Source organism: Rubrivivax gelatinosus (genome assembly GCF_004340905.1).
Lineage (GTDB): Bacteria > Pseudomonadota > Gammaproteobacteria > Burkholderiales > Burkholderiaceae_C > Rubrivivax > Rubrivivax gelatinosus.
The window spans coordinates 21,612-36,250 of the sequence record NZ_SLXD01000003.1; the positions used below are offsets into that span (position 1 = coordinate 21,612).

The window sequence follows — 14,639 nt, forward strand, 5'->3', positions numbered from 1 at the left end:
CTAGCGCCGTCGTGTGCCCGGCGCCGCCGTCATGCGACGGGCGGCGGCGGACAGGGGGCCGACGTGCCGCCAGCGGCGATGGACGGCAGGCCGGACGCAGTCCATTGCCGGGCTCAGAACGCGAAGCGCGGGCGCTCGGCGAAGCCCTGCAGCCGCGGGGCGACGGTGTCGAACAGGTCGACCTCGGACCAGGCCTCGGGGCCGACACGGGTGTAGATCCGGGCGCGCATGATCGGCAGCTCGCCGACGATGGCGGCCAGGCGGCCGCCGACCTTGAGCTGTTCGAGCAGCGCACGCGGCACCTCGGCGACCGAACCCGACAGCACGATGGCGTCGAACGGCGCCTCGGCCGGCAGGCCGCGTGCGCCGTCCTCGGGCGTGACCTCGACCACCCGCACGGTCGTGACGCCGGCACGGCGCAGGTTCTCGCGCGCCTGGGCGACGAGCGCGGCGCGGCATTCCAGCGTGTGCACCTGCTGGCCGCGGTGCGCCAGCAGCGCGGCCATGAAACCCGAGCCGGTGCCGATCTCCAGCACCTTCTCGTGGCGCTGCACCTGAAGCTCCTGCAGCAGCTTGGCCTGGATCTTGGGCTCCAGCATCACCGGGCCGTGGGGCTCGTCGGCGATCAGCGGCAGCTGCAGGTCGGCGAAGGCCAGCGACTTCAGCGCCGGGGGCACGAAGTCCTCGCGCCGCACCGTCGCCATCAGGGTCAGGACATTCTGGTCGAGCACCTCCCAGGGGCGGATCTGCTGCTCGATCATGTTGAAGCGGGCGAGTTCGGTGTTCATCGCTATATACCGTGGAGGGTATCAGAGTCCGGGCTGTCCGGATTCTAGGCGGCGTTCGTCGCGTGCGCCGCGGCAGGAATTGCCGTCGCCGGCCCGTCGCGGCGTTCGATGCCGCGCAGCAGGATGTCGATCTGCAGCGCCAGCAGTTGCTCGACGGGCCGCACCGGCGGTGCCCACAGCGTGCCGCCGTCCAGCGCACGCATCAGCAGCGGCGCGATGAGGGCGTAACACGCCTCCTCGACCGGGATGTCGCGGAACTCGCCGCGTTCGATGCCGCGCTGCAGTGCACGCGCGAACAGCCGGTCGGCCGGTGCCACCACCTCGTCGGCGTAGAAACGCTGCAGTTCTGGGAAGTGGCTCAGCTCGGCCAGCAGCACGCGGTGCAGGCCGGCGGCCGGACGGCTGCCGATGCGCTCCCACCAGATGCGGCCGATGGCCAGCAGCAGTTCGCGCGTCGACCCTTCATGGCGCTCGGCGAGTTCGGCGCCCTCGGCGATCAGGTTGGACAGCGTCGCGCGCACCACGGCCTTGAACAGCTCCTCCTTGCTCGGGAAATAGAGATAGAGCGTGCCCTTGGAGACGCCCGCGCGGCGGGCCACCTCGTCGGAGTGCGTCGCCGCATAGCCGTTCTGCACGAAAAGCTCGAGCGCGGCGTCCAGCAGCTCCTGCGGCCGGGCCTGCTTGCGCCGCTGGCGACGCGGCCGGGAGTCGGGTTCTAATGACTTGCTGGTCATTAATCCACTTTACCCACGGGGACCTCGGGAGCGCAAGCCGGCCTTTCTAGAATCGCCCCATGGACCGCCGGATGGCTGCCTTGCGGCGCAGGCTCGTTCTCGCACTCGCGGCGGCCGTCGTGCTGCCCGGCTGTGCCGGCCTGGGGCCGGGGCGCACGCTGCGTGTCGAGGCAGCGGAGCTTCAGCGCCTGGCGGCGCGCGAGTTCCCGCGGCGCCAGCGGGTGCTCGAGCTCGTCGATCTCGACGTGTCGGCGCTGCGCCTGCAGCTGCGGCCCGAGCGCCAGCGCGTCGCGGCCAGCGTCGATCTGAGCGCGCGCGAGCGTGTCTTCGATGTCCGTGCCGACGGGCGCCTGGACTTCGACGCGGCGCTGCGCTGGGCCGCCGCCGACCAGACGCTGCGCCTGGCCGACGTGCGTGTCGAGCGCCTGGAGCTCGACACCCGGGGCGAGCGCGCGCCGCTGCCAGCCGAGCGTCTGGCCGGCCTGGCGGCCGAACGCGCGCTCGAGGGCCTGGTGGTCTGGCGCCTGGCGCCCGAGCGTGCCGAGCGCCTGCGCCGTGCGGGGCTGGTGCCCGAACGTGTCGAGATCGAAGCCGACGCGCTGCTCGTGCACTTCACCGACGCGCCGAAGTGACATCGGCAGCCGCAACCGCCGCCTCTATGATCCCCGGCTTCGTGTCATGGGGGGAAACGTTTGGATCTGCTGCTGCTGGCCAAGGCCGCGGTCATGGGCCTCGTCGAAGGCTTCACCGAGTTCCTGCCGATCTCCTCCACCGGACACCTGATCCTCGCCGGCTCGCTGCTGGACTTCACCGGCGAGACGGCCAAGGTCTTCGAGATCGCGATCCAGACCGGCGCGATGCTGGCGGTGGTCTGGGAGTACCGCCAGCGACTCGGGCGCACCGTCAGCGGCATCGGCCATGACCCGGTGGCGCGGCGTTTCGCCCTCAACGTGCTGATCGCCTTCGTCCCGGCCGTGCTGCTCGGGCTGCTCTTCGGCAGGATGGTCAAGGAGCACCTGTTCCACCCGGTGCCGGTGGCGACGGCCTTCATCGTCGGCGGCATCGTCATCCTGCTCGTCGAACGCCGCCACCGGCGCGCTTACGGCGAGCGTGACCTCGAAGGCGGCCGCCGGGCGCGGGTCGAGAGCGTCGACGACATGACGCCGATGGACGCGCTGAAGGTCGGGCTGGTGCAGTGCCTGGCGCTGATCCCGGGCACCAGCCGTTCGGGCTCGACGATCATCGGCTCGATGCTGTTCGGCTTCTCGCGCCGCTGCGCCACCGAGTTCAGCTTCTACCTCGGCATCCCGACGCTGGTCGGCGCCGGCGCCTACTCGGTGCTCCGGCAGCGCGACGCGCTGCACTGGGGCGACGCGCCGATGTTCCTCGTCGGTTCGGCCTTCGCCTTCGTCAGCGCGCTGCTGTGCATCCGCTGGCTGATCCGCTACGTCTCGACGCACGACTTCACGGTCTTCGCCTGGTACCGCATCGTCTTCGGCGGCCTGGTGCTGCTGACCGCGTCGACGGGCGTGGTCAGCTGGTCCGAGTGAAGACCAGATCCCAGACGCCGTGGCCCAGGCGCAGGCCGCGGGCCTCGAACTTGGTCAGCGGCCGCCAGGCCGGGCGTTCGGCGTAGCCGGCGGCGGTGTTGGCCAGCGTGCTGGCCGACAGCACCTCGAGCATCTGCTCGGCGTAGGGCTGCCAGTCGGTGGCGCAGTGCAGATAGCCGCCCGGCGCGAGCCGGCTGGCCACCAGCTCGACGAGGGCCGGCTGGATCAGGCGGCGCTTGTGGTGGCGCTTCTTGTGCCAGGGGTCCGGGAACCAGACGTGAACGCCGGCCAACGAGGCCGGCGGGATCATCTCGCGCAGCACCTCGACGGCGTCGTGGCGCACGATGCGCACGTTCTCCAGGCCGCGTTCGCCGATGTGGCGCAGCAGCGCGCCGACGCCGGGCTCGTGCACCTCGACGCCGAGCAGATCACGCTCGGGTGCGGCGGCGGCGACCTGGGCCGTCGCGTCGCCCATGCCGAAACCGATCTCCAGCACCACCGGTGCGCTGCGGCCGAAGACGGCGGCGTAGTCCATCGGCTGCGCCGCGTAGGGCAGCACGTAGCGGGGGCCGAGTTCGGCCAGCGCGCGTTGCTGCCCGGTGCCCATGCGGCCGGCGCGCAGCACGTAGCTGCGGATCGGGCGTTGCGGAGAAGGTGTGTCGTCCATGAGGGCGCGCAGTGTAGCGAGCGCCGGCCGCGCCGGGCCGGGGCCATCGACACGAGGCGCGCGCGGCAGCGCTAGAATGCCGCCCCAGCGCGGGTGTAGTTCAATGGTAGAACGGCAGCTTCCCAAGCTTCATACGAGGGTTCGATTCCCTTCACCCGCTCCAAGACGCCATGAAGCGCCTGTCCCCCGGACAGGCGCTTTTTGTTTGTCTGCCGCACGATGAAAAACGCCCCGGCGTGCCGGGGCGTCGATCACCGCAGGGGGCCTGATCAGAACGTGTGGCGGATGCCGAAGCCGAACATCTTCGTGTCCGCGTCGATGTTCATGCCGGCGCCGGAGAACAGCGGCACCTCGGTCGAACCCAGCGGCACCAGCAGCGCGACCGGGCCGCCTGCCAGGCCGGCGCCGCCGAAGGCCGGGATGCCGTTGGAGATGTTGCCGCGGTCGTCCTTCACCCGGCCGGCGCGCGCGAAGATCGAGGTGCGCTTGGAGAAGTTGTAGTCGGCGCCGAGCATGAAACCGGTGTCCTTGCCCTTGGTGAAGTTGGTGAACTTCGCCTGCATGACCTGGCCGATCAGGTCCAGCGACCCGATCGTGTGCTTGGCTGCGATCGCCAGCACGCGCATCTTCGGGTCGGTGTCGCCGGTCTCGTCGAGCTGGCCCTGGTAGAAGCTGCCGCCGAGCTCGGTGCCGAAAGCGAACTTGTACTTCGCCGCGAGCATGTAGCTCGTGAAGCTCTCGGTTTCGAACAGCGGCAGGAAGCCGTCCGGCGACAGCGGGGTCGCGCTGAACGGCAGGCCCAGTTGCGCCTTCGACAGGTCGTTGCGGTTGTACGCGGCCACGGCCTTCAGGTCGTCGCCCAGGTAGGCCAGCATCGCGCCCCAGGTCTTGCCGCGGCCGTCGCCGTTCTCGCCGCCGGCGGTCAGGCCGCCGAGGATCTGGCCCAGCTGGGGCGCCGAGCCCGACGGGGGGATGGTGCCGGTCGGCGTGGTGGTCGCCGTCGAGCGCACCGGGCTGATGCGCGCCGCGGCACCGGCGTTCGGCGAGTACGACACCCGGCCGGCCCAGGCGCCCTGGCGCAGGCCGTAGCTGATGACGTTGTCCTGGTAGGTCTGCAGGTTGTTCAGCGCGACGCCGGTGGCGAACAGGTCGGTGCCGCCGATGCCGTCGAGCGTGCCGAGGAAGTAGGCGGCCAGCATCGGCGAGACCTGGCGGCCGAGGCGGATCTCGCCGCCCGGCGTCGTCAGCGCGACCCAGGCCTGGCGGCCCCACATGCGGCCGTCGTTGCCCATCGTGCCGGTGTCGGCGATGACCGAGCCCTCGAGCGTGAACTTGGCTTCCCAGCCACCGCCCAGCGGCTCGGTGCCGCGCACGCCGATGTGCGACTGGCGCGTCATGCTCGGCGCCAGACGGGTCTGCTTCTGCGCCGGCGAGACGAGCGAGTTGGGGCCGGCCAGCCCCTGGATCGCGCCGGTGACGTTGCCTTCGGACTTGTCGATCCGGTCGACGCTCAGGTCCAGCGTGCCGTAGATCTGCACGCTGCCGTCCTGCGCCTGCGCGGCGCCGGCGAACACCGCCGCGGCGGCCAGGGCGACGGCCGACAGGCCGTTGAGTTTCGAGATCAAGTGAGGTCTCCTGTTTGTACTTCGATGCGAGCCGGCCACCCTGGGACGGGACAGCCGAGGGACACGGGGACAACGCCGGCACGTTACGTAAACGGAAGGGGGGCCGACATACCGGCTAACACCAACGTCGCACCGTCGCCACAAGGGTTCTCCTGGACGCCGCGGGCTCGCGCACGAAAGCGGGTGGGCCGCCCTGCGGCCGCGGGTACAGTGGGGCGGACCTGTTCCCGGGCGAAGCTGCCCCGTGTTCCCGGGGGCTCGGGCCAAGGGGTCGCGCAGGCGACATCAGGCCCTTCAGACGACGATTTGCGCGATGGATCCAGTCTTCCGTGTGCTGTGCCTGGGCGCCGACGCCCCCGATCTGGTGGCGTCGTCCTACGGCCCCTTCGTGGTCCAGGGCTGCGGCTCGCTGGATGAGGTGGCCGTGCGCCTGCGCGAAGAGGCCCATGACGCGCTGCTGCTGTATTCCGACGCCCCGGCGGCGCTGGCGCAGTGGCCCGCGCTGGCGCAGGCGGTGCTGGACACCGCGGTCATCGTGGTGCTGGGAGCGCCTGCGCCCGCCGAGGCGGTGGAACTGCTGCAGTTCGGTGTCCAGGACGTGCTCGCCGATGCCGGCGATGCGCCGCGCGCGCTGCGCCTGGCGATCGAGCGCCGGCGGCTTCAGGCCGCCGCGGGCAGGGGCTATTCGACCGACCTGCCGACCGGCCTGCCCAATCACGCCCAGCTGCTCGAGCACATGACCCACCTGCTGGCGCTGCGCGAGCGCGAGCCGGCGCCGATGGCGCTGATCGTGCTGCGGGTCGACGGCCTGGCCGCGGTGGCCCAGACGCTGGGCCAGGAAGCGGCCGACGTGCTGCGGCGCAAGGCCGCGGTGCGGCTGCGCGCGGCGCTGCGCGCCAGCGACGTCGTCGCCTCCATCGGGCACGACGCCTTCGCGGTGCTGCTGGCCTGGATCGACTCGCCGGCCGACGGCGAGCGCGTGATGGACAAGCTGGCCGCGATCCTGTCGCAGCCCTACAGCGTTGCCGGGCGCGCGCAGCGCCTGCTGCCGCATGCCGGGCTCGCTTCGTACCCGGAGCATGGCAAGAACGCCGAGGCGCTGATGCGTCGGGCGCTGGGTGCGGCGCTGCAGTTCACGCCGATGGGCCGCGACGTGATGCTGCCCGCCGACCGCGGCCCGGCCGCGGCGGCCAACGACGAGGAAGCCTGAGGCCCTACCTCAGGATGTCGCCCAGGCAGAGGTACTTGGCCTCGAGGTAGTCGTCGATGCCCTGGCGCGCGCCTTCGCGCCCCAGGCCCGACTGCTTGACGCCGCCGAACGGCACCTCGGCGGTCGAGATCAGGCCGGTGTTGACGCCCACCATGCCGTACTCCAGCGCCTCCGAGACGCGCCAGATGCGGCCGATGTCGCGGCTGTAGAAGTAGCTCGCCAGCCCGAACTCGGTGGCGTTGGCGAGTTCGACGGCCTCGGCCTCGGTCTCGAAGCGGATCACCGGCGCGATCGGGCCGAAGGTCTCCTCCTTCGAGCAGCGCATCTCCGGCGTCACGCCGGCGAGCACCGTCGGCGCGAAGAAACGTTCGCCGATGCGCTCGCCGCCGGTCACCAGGCGCGCACCCTGCGCCAGCGCGTCGGCGACGTGGGCCTCGACCTTGGCCATCGCGGGCTCGTCGATCAGCGGGCCCAACTGCACGCCGGGCTCGAAGCCGTTGCCGACGGCGATCTGGCGCGCACGCGCCGCCAGCTTCTCGACGAAGGCGTCGTGGATGCCGGCCTGGGCGTACAGCCGGTTGGCGCAGACGCAGGTCTGGCCGGCGTTGCGGTACTTGCTGACCAGCGCGCCTTCGACGGCGCTGTCGAGGTCGGCGTCGTCGAAGACGATGAACGGCGCGTTGCCGCCGAGCTCCAGCGAGAGCTTCTTGACCGTCGACGCGCACTGCTTCATCAGGATGCGGCCGACCTCGGTGCTGCCGGTGAAGGACAGGTGGCGCACGACGTCGCTGGAGCACAGCACCTTGCCGATCTCGACGGAGTTCGCGGCGTCGGCCGGCAGCACGTTGAACACGCCGGCCGGCATGCCGGCGCGCTGCGCCAGCTCGGCCACCGCCAGTGCCGACAGCGGCGTCTGTTCGGCCGGCTTGACGACCACCGGGCAGCCCGCGGCCAGCGCCGGCGCGACCTTGCGCGTGATCATCGCGATGGGGAAGTTCCACGGCGTGATCGCGGCGCAGACGCCGACCGGCTGGCGGATCACCAGGTAGCGCTTGTTGCCGTCGGTCGTCGGGATGGTCTCGCCGTAGACGCGGCGCGCCTCCTCGGCGAACCACTCGATGAAGCTGGCGCCGTAGACGACCTCGCCGCGCGCCTCGGCCAGCGGTTTGCCCTGCTCGGCGGTCATCAGCCGCGCCAGGTCGTCGGCGTGCTGGTGCAGCAGCGCGAACCAGCGCATCAGCACCGCGCCGCGCTCCTTGGCGGTCTTGGCGCGCCAGGGAGCCCAGGCGCGCCCGGCAGCGGCGATGGCCGCGGCGCAGTCGATGGCGCCCAGGTTGGCCACCTGGGCCAGTTCGCGGCCGGTGGCCGGGTCGTGCACGGCGAAACGGCCGGCGCCCTCGATCCATTCGCCGTCGATCAGGCCGGCGGTCTTCAGCAGAGAGGGGTCGGCCAGCGCGGCCAGCGGGGAAACCGTGTCGTCCATCGTTCGTCCTCGGATTCGGGTTCTGTCGGGGCGGCGTCAGTCCAGCGTGTACTCGAAGGTGCTGACGACACGCAGCCGCTTGACGCGGGCGCTGGAGTCGTCGAAACCCTCGCCGCCGGCGGCGCCGATCTGGATCACGCCCTGGTTGGCGTTGCGCAGCCGGCCCAGCGTGGCGCCGGCCTCGGCGGCGAACTTCTCGGCCTGCTCGCGCGCGTTGCGCGTGGCCTCGGCCAGCAGCGGCGCCTTGGCCTCGTTGAAGGCGCGCAGCTGGTAACGCGGCCCGGCGGGGCCGTCGCCGCCGAGCTGCACGCCGGCCTGGATCAGCGGGTCCACGGCCAGCGCCGCGGCTTCCACGGCCTGGGGCCGTGCCGATTTCACCAGCACCTGGGCCGTGCCCTGGAAACGCAGCGGCTGGTTGTTGCCGCCGTACTCGCGCGCCCACAGGTCCTGGACCTGCAGCGGGCGGATCTCGATCTCGGGCTCGCCGAAGCCCTGGGTCTTCAGGAAGGCGACGACGCGGTCGCGGTCCTCGGCGAGCTGGCGCTGCACGGCGCCGAAGTCGTTGCCGGCGCGCCGGAATGCCAGCGGCCAGACGGCGTAGTCGCTTTCCACGTCCTTCTCGGCCAGCCCCTTGACGGTCACCGAACGGTCGGCGGCGCGGAAACGCTCCAGCCCCTTGCCGACGCCGTAACCCCCCGCGGCCAGCCCCACCGCCAGCACGAGCGCGGCCACCAGCCCCACGGAACGCGTGTTGTCTGCCATCACGGACCTCCTGGCCCCCATTCTGGACGATGGCCCAACCTTAGAATCCGCGGCATGAAAGCCTCCGAGATCCGCTCCACGTTCCTGAAGTTCTTCGAATCGAAGGGACACACGATCGTTCCGAGTTCGCCGGTCGTGCCGGGCGACGACCCGACGCTGCTGTTCACCAACGCCGGGATGAACCAGTTCAAGGACGTGTTCCTCGGCTTCGACAAGCGGCCGTACACGCGTGCGACGACCAGCCAGAAGTGCATCCGCGCCGGCGGCAAGCACAACGACCTGGAGAACGTCGGCTACACCGCGCGGCATCACACCTTCTTCGAGATGCTGGGCAACTTCAGCTTCGGCGACTACTTCAAGAAGGACGCGATCAGCTTCGCCTGGGAGCTGCTGACCGAGCACTTCAAGCTCCCGAAGGACAAGCTCTGGGCGACCGTCTACGCCGAGGACGACGAGGCCTACGACATCTGGCTCAACGTCATCGGCCTGCCGGCCGAGCGCATCGTGCGCATCGGCGACAACAAGGGCGCGCGCTACGCCAGCGACAACTTCTGGATGATGGGCGACACCGGCCCCTGCGGCCCGTGCTCGGAGATCTTCTACGACCACGGCCCCGACGTCGCCGGCGGCCCCCCGGGCAGCCCCGAGCAGGACGGCGACCGCTACATCGAGATCTGGAACAACGTCTTCATGCAGTTCAACCGCACTGAAGACGGCGTGATGCACCGGCTGCCCAAGCCCAGCGTCGACACCGGCATGGGGCTGGAGCGCCTGGCCGCGGTGCTGCAGCACGTGCACAGCAACTACGAGATCGACCTGTTCGTGAACCTGCTGGCGGCGGCCAGGTCGGCCGTCGAGGCCGCCGGCGGCAGCGAGGTCGACGCCGAGAGCCCCAGCCTGAAGGTCATCGCCGACCACATCCGCGCCTGCGCCTTCACGGTGGCCGACGGCATCATCCCCGGCAACGAAGGCCGCGGCTACGTGCTGCGCCGCATCGCCCGCCGCGCGATCCGCCACGGCTACAAGCTCGGCGCGCGCAAGCCCTTCTTCCACACGCTGGTCGAGGCGCTGGCCACCGAGATGGGCGAGGCCTACCCCGAGCTGCGCCGCGACAAGCTGCGCATCACCGAGGTGCTGAAGGCCGAGGAAGAGCGTTTCTTCCAGACCATCGCCCACGGCATGGAGATCCTCGAAGGCGCGCTGGCCAGCGGCGCCACCGTCATCGACGGCGAGACCGCCTTCAAGCTGCACGACACCTTCGGCTTCCCGCTGGACCTGACGGCCGACGTCTGCCGCGAGCGCGGCGTCAGCGTCGACGCCGCCGGCTTCGACACGGCGATGCAGCGCCAGCGCGAGCAGGCGCGCAGCAAGGCCAAGTTCAAGATGGCCCAGGGCCTGGCCTACGACGGCGAGGCGACCACCTTCCACGGCTACGAGCACCTGGTCTGCGAACACGCCAAGGTGAGCGCGATCTACGTCGACGGCACGCCGGTGACGAAGGCCAAGGCCGGCGACGACGTCGTCGTCGTGCTCGACCACACGCCGTTCTACGCCGAGAGCGGCGGCCAGGTCGGCGACCGCGGCGAGCTGCGCAACGGCCGCGCCCGTCTGGTCGTCGAGGACACGGTGAAGATCCAGGCCCAGGTGCACGGCCACCAGGCGCGCATCGTCGAAGGCGAGATCGAGATCGGTGACGAGCTGGTCGCGCGGGTCGACGCCGAGCTGCGCGCCAGGACGATCCGCAACCACAGCGCCACGCACCTGATGCACAAGGCGCTGCGCGAGGTGCTGGGCGGTCACGTGCAGCAGAAGGGCTCGCTGGTGACGCCGGAGCGCACGCGCTTCGACTTCGCCCACAACGCGCCGGTGACCGAGGCCCAGATCGCCGAGGTCGAGGCGCTGGTCAACGCCGAGATCCTGGCCAACGCCGCCACGCAGGCACGCACGATGGCCATCGACGAGGCGCAGAAGCTGGGCGCGATGATGCTGTTCGGCGAGAAGTACGGCGAGACCGTGCGCGTGCTCGACATCGGCGGCAGCCGCGAGCTCTGCGGCGGCACGCACGTGCAGCGCACCGGCGACATCGGCCTGTTCAAGATCGTCGCCGAAGGCGGCGTCGCCGCCGGCATCCGCCGCGTCGAGGCGGTCACCGGCGACAACGCGCTGGCCTATCTGCAGCAGATCGAAGGCTCGCTGGGCGGTGTCGCCGCGACGCTGAAGGTCACGCCGGCCGAGGTGCCGGCGCGTGTCGACGCGGTGCTCGAGCAGCTGCGTGCGCTGGAGCGGGAGATCACCGCGCTGAAGGGCCGGCTGGCCTCGGCCCAGGGTGACGAGCTGCTGGCGTCGGCCGTCGACGTCAAGGGCGTCAAGGTGCTGGCCGCCACGCTGGCCGGTGCCGACGCCAAGGCGCTGCGCGAGACGATGGACAAGCTCAAGGACAAGCTGAAGAGCGCGGCCATCGTGCTGGCCGCCGTCGACGGCGCCAAGGTGCAGCTCGCCGCGGGCGTCACCGCCGACCTCGTGGCCGGCGGCAAGCTCAAGGCCGGCGAGCTGGTCAACTTCGTCGCCGCCCAGGTCGGCGGCAAGGGCGGCGGCAAGCCCGACCTGGCGATGGCCGGCGGCACCGACGCCGCCGCGCTGCCCCAGGCGCTGGCCTCGGTGGCCGGCTGGGTGGGCGAGCGCGCCTGAGGCGCCGGGCAGCGCGAGGTGGCGATGGACGCTTCCCCGACGCTGCTGCTGCGCCGGGCGACCGTGCACGACGCGGCCGCCTACGCGCGCATCCTGGGCGATCCGCAGGTCCTGCCCGGAACGCTGCAGATGCCGTATCCGAGCGAGGACCTGTGGCGCAACCGCCTCGCCGACAGCCTCGCGCCGGGCAAGCCCGACCTGCTGCTGGTGGCCGAACGCGACGGCGTCGTCGTCGGCACGGCCGGCCTGCATCCGCAGCCCCAGCTGCGCCGCCGCCACGTCGCGTTGCTCGGCATCTCGGTGGCGACCGAAGCCCAGGGGCAGGGCGTCGGCCACGCGCTGATGGGCGCGATGTGCGACTGGGCCGACCGCTGGGCGCAGCTGCTGCGCATCGAGCTCACGGTCTTCGTCGACAACGAACGCGCGATCGCGCTGTACCGCCGCTTCGGCTTCGAGGTCGAAGGCCGGCTGCGCGCCTACGGCCTGCGCGACGGCCAGTACGTGGACGTGCTGGCGATGGCCCGCTTTCACCCGAACCCGCCACGGCTGCCGCCGGCCGCCGGCTGAACCCGCCGGCTGCGGCCGGCAAACCGCCGGCCGCAGCCGGCAGCACACGATGAAACCCGCACGCCAGAACACCGAGGCCGAGATCGAGGCCTTCAGCACCGTCTGCCAGCGCCTGGGCGGCTTCGACGGCCGCCTGTCCGCCGAATGGTGCGACGGCTTCCTCGCCGCGCTTGCCGCCGGCCCGAAGCCGCTGCCGATCGCGCAGTGGCTGCCGGCGATGGCCGGAGAGGCCTACGAACGCGCCTTCGCCGACCCCGAGGACCAGGCCGCCGCCGAGCAGGCGCTGGCCACGCGCGCCGCGGCGCTGGCGGTGCAGTTGGACGCCGAGTCCATCGACGAGGACCCCGACGCGCTGCGCCTGGCGCCGCTGATGTACGTCTGGGACGAAGCCGGCCGCCAGGAGGCGATCGAGGTCGACGGCCTGACGTCCGAGGAGGCCGCGGGCCTCGTCACCGGCGCCGAGTGGGCCGACGGCTTCTTCGCGGCGCTTCAGGCCTTCAGCGCCGACTGGCGCGCCGACGCCGGCGAGGACTCGATGGCCGCGTTCGAGGAGCTGCTGGCCCAGGTGCACGCGCTGCGCCTGGCCGAAGGCAGCGAGGAGCTGGCCGCGCACGTCAAGGCCGTCTACGGCGACGAAGGCGCCGACCGCGACCGCCTGATCGACGAGGCCTGCTATGCCGTGCAGGACCTGCGTCTGTGGTGGGTCGACCATGCGCCCAAGCCCGAGACCCGGCGCGTCGAGAAGACGCCGGGCCGCAACGACCCCTGCCCCTGCGGCAGCGGTCTCAAGTACAAGAAATGCCACGGAGCCTCGGCCTGAAGCCGGCCCGCGCTTACAGTCCCGCCCCATGTCCGATCGCCAAGACCTCCTCGGCCGCCACGTCCTGCTCGGCCTGACCGGCGGCGTCGCCTGCTACAAGGCCGCCGAGCTGACGCGCGAGCTCACGCGCGCCGGCGCCACCGTGCAGGTGGTGATGACCGAGGCCGCGCTGCAGTTCATCACCCCGGTGACGATGCAGGCGCTCTCGGGCCGCCCGGTGTTCACCAGCCAGTGGGACGCGCGCCCGGCCAACTCGATGGCCCACATCGAGCTGTCGCGCGAGGCCGACGCCATCGTCGTCGCGCCGGCGAGCGCCGACTTCATCGCCCAGCTGGCGCAGGGCCGCGCCGGTGAGCTGCTGGCGCTGGCCTGCCTGGCGCGGCCGGCCGAACGTGTGCCGCTGTTCGTCGCCCCGGCGATGAACCGCGAGATGTGGGCCCACCCGGCGACGCAGCGCAACGTCGCCCAGGTGGCCGCCGACGGCGCCGTCGTGCTCGGGCCCGCCAGCGGCGCCCAGGCCTGCGGCGAGACCGGCGACGGCCGCATGCTGGAGGCCGTCGAGCTGCGTGACGCGCTGGTCGCGCACTTCCAGCCCAAGGTGCTGGCCGGCCGCCGCGTGCTGATCACCGCCGGGCCGACCTTCGAAGCCATCGACCCGGTGCGCGGCATCACCAACCACTCCAGCGGCAAGATGGGTTTTGCCGTCGCGCGCGCCGCCGCCGAGGCCGGCGCCGAGGTGACGCTGGTCGCCGGCCCGGTGCACCTGCCGACGCCGCTGGGCGTGCGCCGCCTCGACGTCTGCAGCGCCCAGCAGATGCACGACGCGGTGCTGCCGCTGGCGCCCACGCACGACGTCTTCGTCGCCACCGCCGCGGTGGCCGACTGGCGGCCCTCGCAGTTCAACGAGCAGAAGATCAAGAAGGACGGCAAGAAGGTCGCGCCGAGCTTCGAGCTCGCCGAGAACCCCGACATCCTGGCCGCCGTCGCCCGCCTGCCGGCGCAAGCGCGCCCCTGGTGCGTCGGCTTCGCCGCCGAGAGCCACGACCTCGTGCGCCACGCGCGCGAGAAGCTCGAGCGCAAGGGCGTGCCGCTGATCGTCGGCAACCTCGGCCCCGCGACCTTCGGCCGCGACGACAACACGCTGCTGCTCGTCGACGCCGCCGGCGAACGCGAGCTGCCCCACGGCGACAAGCTGAGCCTGGCGCGCGATCTCGTGCGCGAGATCGCCTCCCGCATCACCCGATTCCCGACCTGATGACGACCATCGACCTGAAGGTGCTGGACCCGCGCATGGCGGATCAGCTGCCCCGCTACGCGACGCCCGGCAGCGCCGGCCTGGACCTGCGCGCCTGCCTGGACGCGCCGCTGGAGCTGGCGCCCGGCGCCAGCGCGCTGGTGTCCACCGGCATCGCGATCCACGTCGCCGACCCCTCGCTGGCGGCGGTGATCCTGCCGCGCTCGGGCCTCGGCCACAAACACGGCATCGTGCTCGGCAACCTCGTCGGCCTGATCGACAGCGACTACCAGGGGCCGTTGATGGTCAGCGTCTGGAACCGCGGCAGCACGGCCTACGTGCTGAACCCGTTCGAGCGCATCGCCCAGCTCGTCGTCGTGCCGGTGGTGCAGGCGACCTTCCGCATCGTCGACGAGTTCGGTGCGTCCGAACGCGGCGCGGGCGGCTTCGGCTCGACCGGCGCCCGCTGAAACGCCGACGGCGGCCCGCAGGCCGCCGTCGTGCACCCGCG

14 protein-coding genes and 1 tRNA gene are annotated in these 14,639 nt (G+C 71.7%); 9 read left to right on the forward strand and 6 right to left on the reverse strand.

What is annotated here, in order from left to right; translation table 11 throughout:
* Positions 1-113 precede the first annotated feature (113 nt).
* Entirely contained in the window at positions 114-788 is a 675-nt protein-coding gene (locus EV684_RS05660) for a protein-L-isoaspartate O-methyltransferase family protein (protein ID WP_132645244.1), read from the reverse strand.
* Between the two features lie 44 nt (positions 789-832).
* Positions 833-1,522 (reverse strand): TetR/AcrR family transcriptional regulator, encoded by a 690-nt coding sequence (locus EV684_RS05665; RefSeq protein WP_132645245.1) that lies wholly within the window; start codon positions 1,520-1,522, stop codon positions 833-835.
* A gap of 59 nt (positions 1,523-1,581) precedes the next feature.
* Between EV684_RS05665 and EV684_RS05670 the strand changes: the two genes are divergently transcribed.
* Positions 1,582-2,154 (forward strand): hypothetical protein, encoded by a 573-nt coding sequence (locus tag EV684_RS05670; RefSeq protein WP_132645246.1) that lies wholly within the window; start codon positions 1,582-1,584, stop codon positions 2,152-2,154.
* A gap of 60 nt (positions 2,155-2,214) precedes the next feature.
* Positions 2,215-3,072: an undecaprenyl-diphosphate phosphatase gene (locus EV684_RS05675; RefSeq protein ID WP_132645247.1), complete on the forward strand. Its 858-nt coding sequence runs from the start codon at positions 2,215-2,217 to the stop codon at positions 3,070-3,072.
* Here EV684_RS05675 and trmB read toward each other — a convergent pair.
* Positions 3,056-3,739 (reverse strand): tRNA (guanosine(46)-N7)-methyltransferase TrmB, encoded by a 684-nt coding sequence (trmB, locus tag EV684_RS05680; RefSeq protein WP_132645248.1) that lies wholly within the window; start codon positions 3,737-3,739, stop codon positions 3,056-3,058. The genes EV684_RS05675 and trmB overlap by 17 nt on opposite strands.
* Positions 3,740-3,828: 89 nt before the next feature.
* On the opposite strand from trmB, the gene EV684_RS05685 reads away from it, so the two are divergent.
* A tRNA-Gly gene (locus EV684_RS05685) sits at positions 3,829-3,902 on the forward strand.
* 106 nt (positions 3,903-4,008) lie between these two features.
* Here the strand turns inward: EV684_RS05685 and EV684_RS05690 are convergent.
* The gene (locus EV684_RS05690; protein WP_132645249.1) at positions 4,009-5,364 is read right to left on the reverse strand and encodes a porin; all 1,356 of its coding nucleotides are present in this window, start codon (positions 5,362-5,364) and stop codon (positions 4,009-4,011) included.
* 313 nt (positions 5,365-5,677) lie between these two features.
* Between EV684_RS05690 and EV684_RS05695 the strand changes: the two genes are divergently transcribed.
* A complete protein-coding gene (locus EV684_RS05695; RefSeq protein ID WP_207184470.1) occupies positions 5,678-6,574 on the forward strand; it encodes a GGDEF domain-containing protein in 897 nt (298 codons plus the stop codon).
* 4 nt (positions 6,575-6,578) lie between these two features.
* On the opposite strand, the gene EV684_RS05700 is transcribed toward EV684_RS05695, so the two are convergent.
* Together EV684_RS05700 and EV684_RS05705 are read right to left on the reverse strand one after the other, a co-directional pair.
* Complete coding sequence (locus EV684_RS05700; protein ID WP_132645250.1) at positions 6,579-8,057, reverse strand: NAD-dependent succinate-semialdehyde dehydrogenase; 1,479 nt, start codon at positions 8,055-8,057, stop codon at positions 6,579-6,581.
* 36 nt (positions 8,058-8,093) lie between these two features.
* On the reverse strand, positions 8,094-8,819 hold the full coding sequence (locus EV684_RS05705; protein WP_132645251.1) for an SIMPL domain-containing protein: 726 nt from the start codon (positions 8,817-8,819) through the stop codon (positions 8,094-8,096).
* Between the two features lie 54 nt (positions 8,820-8,873).
* Between EV684_RS05705 and alaS the strand changes: the two genes are divergently transcribed.
* The 5 genes from alaS to dut are packed head-to-tail and all read left to right on the forward strand — an operon-like array spanning position 8,874 to position 14,598.
* Positions 8,874-11,507 carry an alanine--tRNA ligase gene (gene alaS / locus EV684_RS05710; protein ID WP_132645252.1) on the forward strand — a complete coding sequence of 878 codons (2,634 nt, stop codon included), beginning with the start codon at positions 8,874-8,876 and terminating at the stop codon, positions 11,505-11,507.
* A 24-nt stretch (positions 11,508-11,531) separates the two neighbouring features.
* Positions 11,532-12,074 (forward strand): GNAT family N-acetyltransferase, encoded by a 543-nt coding sequence (locus EV684_RS05715; protein WP_132645253.1) that lies wholly within the window; start codon positions 11,532-11,534, stop codon positions 12,072-12,074.
* Positions 12,075-12,123: 49 nt separating this feature from the next.
* Positions 12,124-12,894, forward strand: a complete 771-nt coding sequence (locus EV684_RS05720; protein ID WP_132645254.1) for a UPF0149 family protein — start codon at positions 12,124-12,126, stop codon at positions 12,892-12,894.
* Positions 12,895-12,922: 28 nt separating this feature from the next.
* The gene (gene coaBC, locus EV684_RS05725) at positions 12,923-14,149 is read left to right on the forward strand and encodes a bifunctional phosphopantothenoylcysteine decarboxylase/phosphopantothenate--cysteine ligase CoaBC (RefSeq protein ID WP_132645255.1); all 1,227 of its coding nucleotides are present in this window, start codon (positions 12,923-12,925) and stop codon (positions 14,147-14,149) included.
* Positions 14,149-14,598 carry a dUTP diphosphatase gene (gene dut / locus EV684_RS05730; RefSeq protein WP_132645256.1) on the forward strand — a complete coding sequence of 150 codons (450 nt, stop codon included), beginning with the start codon at positions 14,149-14,151 and terminating at the stop codon, positions 14,596-14,598. Before coaBC ends, dut begins: the two co-directional genes overlap by 1 nt.
* Positions 14,599-14,639 lie beyond the last annotated feature (41 nt).

Excerpts from the sequence above, each read along its gene's own strand:
- EV684_RS05665 (WP_132645245.1), bottom strand. The coding sequence starts at position 1,522 with ATGACCAGCAAGTCATTAGAACCCGACTCCCGGCCGCGTCGCCAGCGG.
- EV684_RS05705 (WP_132645251.1), bottom strand. The coding sequence starts at position 8,819 with ATGGCAGACAACACGCGTTCCGTGGGGCTGGTGGCCGCGCTCGTGCTG.
- dut (WP_132645256.1), top strand. The coding sequence starts at position 14,149 with ATGACGACCATCGACCTGAAGGTGCTGGACCCGCGCATGGCGGATCAG.
- EV684_RS05700 (WP_132645250.1), bottom strand. The coding sequence starts at position 8,057 with ATGGACGACACGGTTTCCCCGCTGGCCGCGCTGGCCGACCCCTCTCTG.
- EV684_RS05695 (WP_207184470.1), top strand. The coding sequence starts at position 5,678 with ATGGATCCAGTCTTCCGTGTGCTGTGCCTGGGCGCCGACGCCCCCGAT.
- EV684_RS05715 (WP_132645253.1), top strand. The coding sequence starts at position 11,532 with ATGGACGCTTCCCCGACGCTGCTGCTGCGCCGGGCGACCGTGCACGAC.
- EV684_RS05660 (WP_132645244.1), bottom strand. The coding sequence starts at position 788 with ATGAACACCGAACTCGCCCGCTTCAACATGATCGAGCAGCAGATCCGC.
- trmB (WP_132645248.1), bottom strand. The coding sequence starts at position 3,739 with ATGGACGACACACCTTCTCCGCAACGCCCGATCCGCAGCTACGTGCTG.
- coaBC (WP_132645255.1), top strand. The coding sequence starts at position 12,923 with ATGTCCGATCGCCAAGACCTCCTCGGCCGCCACGTCCTGCTCGGCCTG.
- EV684_RS05670 (WP_132645246.1), top strand. The coding sequence starts at position 1,582 with ATGGACCGCCGGATGGCTGCCTTGCGGCGCAGGCTCGTTCTCGCACTC.
- EV684_RS05720 (WP_132645254.1), top strand. The coding sequence starts at position 12,124 with ATGAAACCCGCACGCCAGAACACCGAGGCCGAGATCGAGGCCTTCAGC.
- alaS (WP_132645252.1), top strand. The coding sequence starts at position 8,874 with ATGAAAGCCTCCGAGATCCGCTCCACGTTCCTGAAGTTCTTCGAATCG.